Here is a 6,378-nt window from a genome sequence, read left to right as displayed (position 1 = left end):
GCCGCGCTCTGCCGCGGCGCGCGCCACCGCGCGGGGGGCGTCGAGCCCCCCCCCCCCCACACCCGCGGCCCGCCCCCCCCCCCCCCCCGCGCCCCCACGGCATGTGCCGCGGACGTCACCCTCCCCCGAAAGTGACACTAAGACCCCTATTCGAGCGCTAGAGTCCCGGCATGCCCTTCGACCCGTCATACCTGCATCTGGTCTTCCCGGACACCCAGTTCGAGGCATGGCTCTACGGGCGCGCCTCCCGCGATCCCAACAAGCGGGGCGACAGCGTCAAGGACCAGCTCGACGTGGGCCGAGCCCTCTGCAAGGCCCACGGCTGGCACATCGCTGACGAGTTCGAAGACCTCGGCCTGTCCGCGTCCCGCCATGCGAAGCAGGCACGCGACGACTTCGAGGAACTCCTCGAAGCCATCGAAGACACACCCGCACGGCCCGGCGTCACCCGCATCGTCGTCGCCTACGAAGCCAGCAGGTACTACCGCGACCTCGAAGCGTACGTCCGGCTCCGACGCGCCTGCCTCAACGCCGGCGTCCTCCTCTGCTACAAGGGCACCGTCTACGACCTCTCCCGCAGCGACGACCGCAAAGCCACCGCACAGGACGCCATCGCCGCAGAGGGCGAGGCCGACGACATCCGCGACCGGAACCTCCGCACGGCCGCCCGCACATCCGCGGCCGGGGACCCGCACGGCCGGCTGCTGTTCGGCTATAGCCGCGACTACGACGTCGTCAACGGCCAGCTCCGCTGCATCCGCCAGTACGAGAACGCGACCACCGGCCCATACGTGTACCGGTCACTCGTCCACATCGACCAGGGCCGCTCGGTCGGATCCTTGATCCGGTGGCTCAACGGTGAGCCGGAAGCGACACGCGCCGATGGCAAGCCCTGGAACACACGCAACGTGCGGCTGACGCTCCTCAACCGGGCATACCTGGGAGAGCGCAAGAACAAAGGGGCCTGGGCACAGGCGTCATGGCCCGCGATCAAGGGCCTGGACACTCCCGCCGGCCGGGCCTTGTTCAACCGCGTAACGGCCACACTGTCCGCGCCGGGCCGACACCTTCACCGGGGCAGCGAGGTAGTCCACCTACTGAGCCTCATCGCGTACTGCGGGGAATGCGGGGACCACGCGCTGCTCGCGGGGGCGCCGGGCCGCGGAGTCTGGTATCTGCGCTGCCGGGAGAAGGGCAACGCGAACGTCCGCGAGGACTGGCTCGACGCCTACGTCGAGGAAGCCGTCATCGAGTGGTTCGCCGACAAGAAGAAGGCGACCAAAGCCCTGGTTGCGGAGGACGACAACACCGAAGAGAAGATCACGGCGGTGCAGCGTCGCATCAACGCCTTCGAGGAGCAGCTTCGCGAGGCGCGCCAGCAGGCCGAGGAGTACGACGACGAGACGGGCCGCTTCAAGCTGTCCGCGGCCTCGCTCGCGTCCATGGAGCTGCGGCTGATGCCGAAGCTGGAGGCCGAGCGGAAGAAGCTTCAGGGGCTGACGGGTGTGTCCCCGCTGCTGCTGTCCCTTCTCAGCGCTCCGGACCCCGATGTGGTGTGGAGCGGCCGTACGGCGACGGTCGATGAGGAGGCAGTGCCTGCGCTGACGTTGGAGCAGAAGCGCGAGGTGATCAGGTCCGTGGTGACGGTCCGTCTGTACAAGGCGCCGAGGCGGGGCGCACGGCGTATCGAGCCGGGCCGGGTCCGGCTGTCGTGGGTGGGGGAGCCAGGGTTCAGGGACCGACCACTCCGTGCTCCCGAGTCCGCTCCGGTTCCGGGGCCTCGGGCTGCTGCTTCGGGAACGTGAGGAGGTTTCCGCGCAGAGGCTGCTGCCGCTTCTTGAAGACGCCGGCGCGTTCCATCTCGGCACCGGTTCGGAAGGCTTCGGCGCATTCCTTGGCGCGGGTGCCTTCGAAATCAGCCTGCATGGCTTCCCGCTCGACCTTCAGCGTGGCCGTGACTCGGGCCCGCTCGGCCGCCATCTCCCGGTTCATGCGGCCGGACTCGTTGGTGAGGCCGGCCTGCGCGGCGATGTAGCGCGTCCGCTCGGCTTGGGCTTCGCGCTGCGTGGCGGCGAGGATGCGCCGCTCGTCGCGGGTGTCGCAGACCCACCGGCGCACGAAGATGAGGATGGCCAGGGTGAGGCCGACCATGACGAGGCAGGCCCCACCGATGGAGCCTGCCACGTTGTCGTGTGAGGTGCTCCGGACGATCACGGCGAATCCTGTGGCCACGATTCCTACGGCTGTTGCGACCGCGGCTTTGGTGCGAGCCGTGAGTTCCATGCACACCCCCGGTTGTTACGCCTGTGCTGTAGCGCCTCCGGGGTCGGCTTCGTCCGCGTCGTCGGTCGTGAGCTTCTCGACGACGGCGAAGAACGTGAAGCGTCCTACGTCGTCATGGATGCCCAGTTGGTCCGCGGCCTCCTCCGGAGTGAGAGATCCCGAGCCTACCTGTGAGCGATCTGTTTCGGACAGTGCTTGCTGAGACTCCAGGTACTCGGGCGGCACGATGTCTGCTGCGACGAGGAGTTCGAGGGGGTCCAGCCCAAGTGCCTTGGCCAGGGCGGGGAATGACTTGACGTGGGGGATCGTCTCGCCGCGCAGGAGCCGGGAGGCCGTGGACTTGTTCAGGCCGGTATCGGCCATGAGCTGTTGCTGCATGCCGTAGGCGGTGTAGCCGGCCCGTTTGAGGGCGGGGAGGACGAGCGCGAAGAATCGCTTCTCGCGCCCCGTGGGGGCATCCGTCATGTCCCGGAACTCTACTTCCCTTGAGAGGGAATAGTCGACGCTTCCCTCTCGCGGGAAAGTCGGCATCCGGCCACTGACCTGCAATTTCACAGGCCACACCGCTATCGAACGCCTGTACGCATGCAATTTCACCCTTCCCACACACGCACATTCCCTTGCCAGAGAGGGATTGGCTGTGGTCTAGTTTCCCTCAACAGGGAAACCATCCCGCTACCTGCGAAGGGAGGGACACCCACGTGTACCGACTCAACATCGCCCGACTCCGCGAGATCGCTGCCAAGCACGGTGACAAGACCGCCTGGGCCATCGCGAAGCGCAGCGGCGTCAGCGTCTCCTCGGCATATCGATACATCGACGGGTCGGCGCAACCTGACCTGAACTCGGCGCTACGCCTCGCACAGGCATATGACCTCGACATCCGCACCGTCATGGACGCGGTCGAAGACGAGGACGAGCCCGCCGGAGCCGTCGCATGACCCGCGAAGAGCGCCACGCGCTCCTCGGCGACGACGTCCTCGCGGAGATCCGCCAGAGCGTCGCCGCTGCACCGGAGCCGAGCGACGAGGTCGTGGAGAAGCTCCGCCGGATCATGACGCGCCCCGCCGGCCTCGTGCCGCAGGCCGCACCCGTGGGGGAGACCCCGCCGGCCGCTCAGGCTGCCTGACCCCATCAACGCCGAAGGCCCGCCCGCTGCTTACCCGGCCACGGACGGACCCCGACATCGGCGACCCCGATCAACCAACGAAAGAGAGGTCCCCGTGGCCACATCATTGCAGACCAGCAGCAGGGTTCTCCCGCTGCACCAGTCGCCGCAGGCGCGGCCGACGACCGTCCCGGCGGTGTTCCGGGCGGCGGCGCGGCTCCTCGCCCACGTCGGTCACTACCAGGGCGACTACTGCCCCGACCCGTTCGACCGCCGCAGCAACACCCCGCACGCGTCGCGTCCGCTGTCCATCGTGGCGGCGATCCGGTGCGTGGCCTCGCCCCAGGGCGACAACCCGCACCGCATCTCGGAGCTGTCCGAGGCGGCGGTGAAGGTGCTGGCCGGCCGCCTGGAGGTGGACGGGGAGCCCGCGTGGAACGACGAGCCGCACCACTTGGAGGGGCACGTCGCGCACTGGGGTGACGTGGAGGGCCGGACCACGGAGTCGGCGGTGGCGGTGCTGGAGGCGGCTGCTGACGCGAACGAGGTGGCGGCGTGAGTGCCCCGCTGGTGGAGCCGTCGGCGTGCACGTGGTGCGGTATCGCGCAGCGTGGGCACGGTCGGCAGTTCGCGGACGCGGTGGGCTGGCACGCGTGGGATCGGCCGACGGATGGTCAGATCTTGGCGCGGATGAAGGCGCGGCGGCTGGCGCTGACGGTGGCTCGTGTGGGTGCGCTGCCGGTGCCGGTGGGTGCGGGTCCGGAGCTGCCGGAGACGGCGCTGGGCAAGGTGCAGGAGATCCTCCTCGCGCACTACGACGGGCTGTCCCGGCCGGACGTGGCGGTTGGTCTGCTGCTGACGAACCTCCGCGCTGAGCTGCTGGCCGAGCCGGTCGCGACCCAGGCCGCGCTGCCGTGGGCGCAGACCATGCCGGACGACGACCTGCACCTGTTCCTCGACGACCTCGTGGGCGCTGCGATGAACCGGTGGCGGACTGAGGCGGATGGTTCGGACGTACCGGACCGCACGACGCTGGCTCTGGTCGAGGCGGCGTGCGCGCGGTGGCGGACGCCGGGGCAGGGCTACCGCAGCGACGAGCCGGACACGTACCCGCCCGCGCTGCCGTGGGCCCGGCTCATGGATCACGAGGACCTGACGGACTTCCTCGACGAGCTGGCCGCGTCCGCCATCACCCACGCGTCCGCCGAGACGGCACTGGCCGAGGTCGAGAAGACGTGCGGCACGTGGCGGCTGATCGCCGAGGCGCAGCACGCGCACAACATCGCGCCCGGCCCGGACGCCGAGGCGGGTGCCCCGTCGTGACCTTCCTCGAATGGCTCATCTGGGCCACCCTCGCCGGGCTCGTCTGGACCGGGTTCTGCGCCAGCGACTTCCCCGCGTACCTCTCCCACCTGATCCACCGCTCCGGGGGTGCCCGATGATCCACTCCTCCAAGCCGCAGCTCTCCTTCGAGACCGGCGCCACCCACCTCCACGGCGTCCTCCGCGCCGACCAGATCCGCACCGACACCCTCACCCAGCTCGTCCAGCACTGGCGCGAGCCCGCCGACCGCGACGCCATCATCGCCGCGCTCGACGAGCTGGCCGACGTGGTCCACAGCCCGGCCCGCGAGGGCGAGTTGGACGCCGCCGTCGAACAGGTCGAGGACGTCGCGGCCATGGACACCGCGCAGATCGAACTGCCCATCCCGGAGGTGCGCCGGCTGCTCGCGGAGCTGTCCGAGGTGGCGCGTGTGGTGGGCCGGTTCAACCCGGCTGGCAAGGGCGCGTCGCTGATCAAGCACCCGTCGCACGCGGCGACTCGCAAGCACCTCGTGGCGAACCCGCTGCCGGAGCAGCAGGACCGGAGGACGGCATGAGGGCCGCCGACCAGAGCGAGTACATCGTGCAGTGCATCCGCGAGGCCGGGTCCATGTACGAGGACGACGCCCGCGCGTTCCTCGCCGAGCACGACGCGCACATCCGAGCTGAGGCGCTCGCCGAGAGCGTGCCGCCTCCCGCGCTCGCCGCGGACACCACCCGCCGCGCTCACCTCCTCCACGCGATCAGCGCGGGCGGTCGGTGGAAGTCCGGCGCTGTCGTCCTCTGGTACGAGCGCAACAACTACGCCGGGCTCGGAGTTCGGGCCGCGCGCCACGACCTCGCGATCCTCTGCGACTCCGGGGCGCTCGTCCAGCACGACGAGAAGGGCGTCCGCTGGTTCAGCGCGGCCCGCGAGGGAGGCGGTCGTCGTGGCTGAAGTCTCCCGCCGCCAGTACCTCCTCGCCGCCATACAGACCGACGGCCGGCCGGTCACCACCAGCCTCGCCGCGCAGCTCATGGCCGACAGCCCCTGGGCCTCCACCGGCCGGAACACCGCGCGGAAGGACCTCCGCGGCCTCACCCGCGCCGGGCTCCTCACCGCGACCGACGGCCCACGCCGCACCTACCAGCTCACCACCCAGCACACGGGGAACTCATGATCAGCACCACCGACCTGCGAAAGCACATCCTCACCGCAGCCGACCGCCTCGACCTCCCCCTCACCGTCACCCAGGCCGGCGCCCTCGCCAACTTCGCCGCACTCGAAATCGTCACCGGCGGCGACCTCGGCACCCGCGGCGACATCCACCTCACCGACTGCGAACACGCCGCCCTGGTCGGCCTCGCCGCCGGGGAGTCCGCCGAGGAGACCGGCCGCCGAATCTGCCGGAGCGAGTACACGATCAAGACGCACCGCCGGACCCTGTACGCGGCGCTCGGCGCGAAGTCCGGGCCGCACGCGGTGGCTCTCGCGATCGGTCTCGGTCTGCTGCGCCCCGCGGAGTACGAGCAGACGGGCGGTACCGCCCGATGACGACGAGCACGACGGCTGGGGCTCAGGCCCCGGCCGGGGGGGGCGGGGGGGGGCGCCCCCCCCCGCGCCCCCCGCCCCCCCCCCGCCCCCCCCCCCCCCGCCGGCGCCGCCCCCCCCCCCCCCCGCGGGCC

12 protein-coding genes are annotated in these 6,378 nt (G+C 70.6%); 10 read left to right on the top strand and 2 right to left on the bottom strand.

The window, feature by feature from the left end; genetic code table 11:
- The first annotated feature begins 170 nt into the window (after positions 1–170).
- A complete protein-coding gene (locus tag ACFWR9_RS09130; RefSeq protein WP_383837899.1) occupies positions 171–1,805 on the top strand; it encodes a recombinase family protein in 1,635 nt (544 codons plus the stop codon).
- Here the strand turns inward: ACFWR9_RS09130 and ACFWR9_RS09125 are convergent.
- Positions 1,732–2,232, bottom strand: coding sequence for a hypothetical protein (locus ACFWR9_RS09125; RefSeq protein WP_383837896.1), 501 nt, complete (start codon positions 2,230–2,232; stop codon positions 1,732–1,734). The genes ACFWR9_RS09130 and ACFWR9_RS09125 overlap by 74 nt on opposite strands.
- 66 nt (positions 2,233–2,298) lie before the next feature.
- Complete coding sequence (locus tag ACFWR9_RS09120) at positions 2,299–2,748, bottom strand: helix-turn-helix domain-containing protein (protein WP_383837893.1); 450 nt, start codon at positions 2,746–2,748, stop codon at positions 2,299–2,301.
- 236 nt (positions 2,749–2,984) lie between these two features.
- Between ACFWR9_RS09120 and ACFWR9_RS09115 the strand changes: the two genes are divergently transcribed.
- The 9 genes from ACFWR9_RS09115 to ACFWR9_RS09075 all read left to right on the top strand — a co-directional run bounded on the left by ACFWR9_RS09115 (position 2,985) and on the right by ACFWR9_RS09075 (position 6,247).
- Positions 2,985–3,224 carry a helix-turn-helix domain-containing protein gene (locus ACFWR9_RS09115; protein ID WP_383837890.1) on the top strand — a complete coding sequence of 80 codons (240 nt, stop codon included), beginning with the start codon at positions 2,985–2,987 and terminating at the stop codon, positions 3,222–3,224.
- Positions 3,221–3,412, top strand: coding sequence for a hypothetical protein (locus tag ACFWR9_RS09110; RefSeq protein ID WP_383837887.1), 192 nt, complete (start codon positions 3,221–3,223; stop codon positions 3,410–3,412). Before ACFWR9_RS09115 ends, ACFWR9_RS09110 begins: the two co-directional genes overlap by 4 nt.
- A 94-nt stretch (positions 3,413–3,506) precedes the next feature.
- Positions 3,507–3,950 (top strand): hypothetical protein, encoded by a 444-nt coding sequence (locus ACFWR9_RS09105; RefSeq protein ID WP_383837884.1) that lies wholly within the window; start codon positions 3,507–3,509, stop codon positions 3,948–3,950.
- Complete coding sequence (locus ACFWR9_RS09100) at positions 3,947–4,714, top strand: hypothetical protein (protein WP_383837881.1); 768 nt, start codon at positions 3,947–3,949, stop codon at positions 4,712–4,714. Before ACFWR9_RS09105 ends, ACFWR9_RS09100 begins: the two co-directional genes overlap by 4 nt.
- Positions 4,711–4,833: a hypothetical protein gene (locus ACFWR9_RS09095; RefSeq protein ID WP_383837878.1), complete on the top strand. Its 123-nt coding sequence runs from the start codon at positions 4,711–4,713 to the stop codon at positions 4,831–4,833. The genes ACFWR9_RS09100 and ACFWR9_RS09095 overlap by 4 nt, the downstream gene beginning before the upstream one ends.
- Complete coding sequence (locus ACFWR9_RS09090) at positions 4,830–5,270, top strand: hypothetical protein (RefSeq protein WP_383837875.1); 441 nt, start codon at positions 4,830–4,832, stop codon at positions 5,268–5,270. The genes ACFWR9_RS09095 and ACFWR9_RS09090 overlap by 4 nt, the downstream gene beginning before the upstream one ends.
- Positions 5,267–5,650, top strand: a complete 384-nt coding sequence (locus ACFWR9_RS09085; protein WP_383837872.1) for a hypothetical protein — start codon at positions 5,267–5,269, stop codon at positions 5,648–5,650. Before ACFWR9_RS09090 ends, ACFWR9_RS09085 begins: the two co-directional genes overlap by 4 nt.
- The gene (locus ACFWR9_RS09080) at positions 5,643–5,873 is read left to right on the top strand and encodes a hypothetical protein (protein ID WP_383837869.1); all 231 of its coding nucleotides are present in this window, start codon (positions 5,643–5,645) and stop codon (positions 5,871–5,873) included. The genes ACFWR9_RS09085 and ACFWR9_RS09080 overlap by 8 nt, the downstream gene beginning before the upstream one ends.
- Positions 5,870–6,247 carry a hypothetical protein gene (locus tag ACFWR9_RS09075; RefSeq protein WP_383837866.1) on the top strand — a complete coding sequence of 126 codons (378 nt, stop codon included), beginning with the start codon at positions 5,870–5,872 and terminating at the stop codon, positions 6,245–6,247. Before ACFWR9_RS09080 ends, ACFWR9_RS09075 begins: the two co-directional genes overlap by 4 nt.
- Positions 6,248–6,378 lie beyond the last annotated feature (131 nt).

The sequence above is a fragment of the Streptomyces sp. NPDC058534 genome (assembly GCF_042717365.1).
GTDB lineage: Bacteria > Actinomycetota > Actinomycetes > Streptomycetales > Streptomycetaceae > Streptomyces.
The sequence above is the reverse complement of the archived record's forward strand: the minus strand, read 5'-3'. Positions and strand labels throughout refer to the sequence as shown.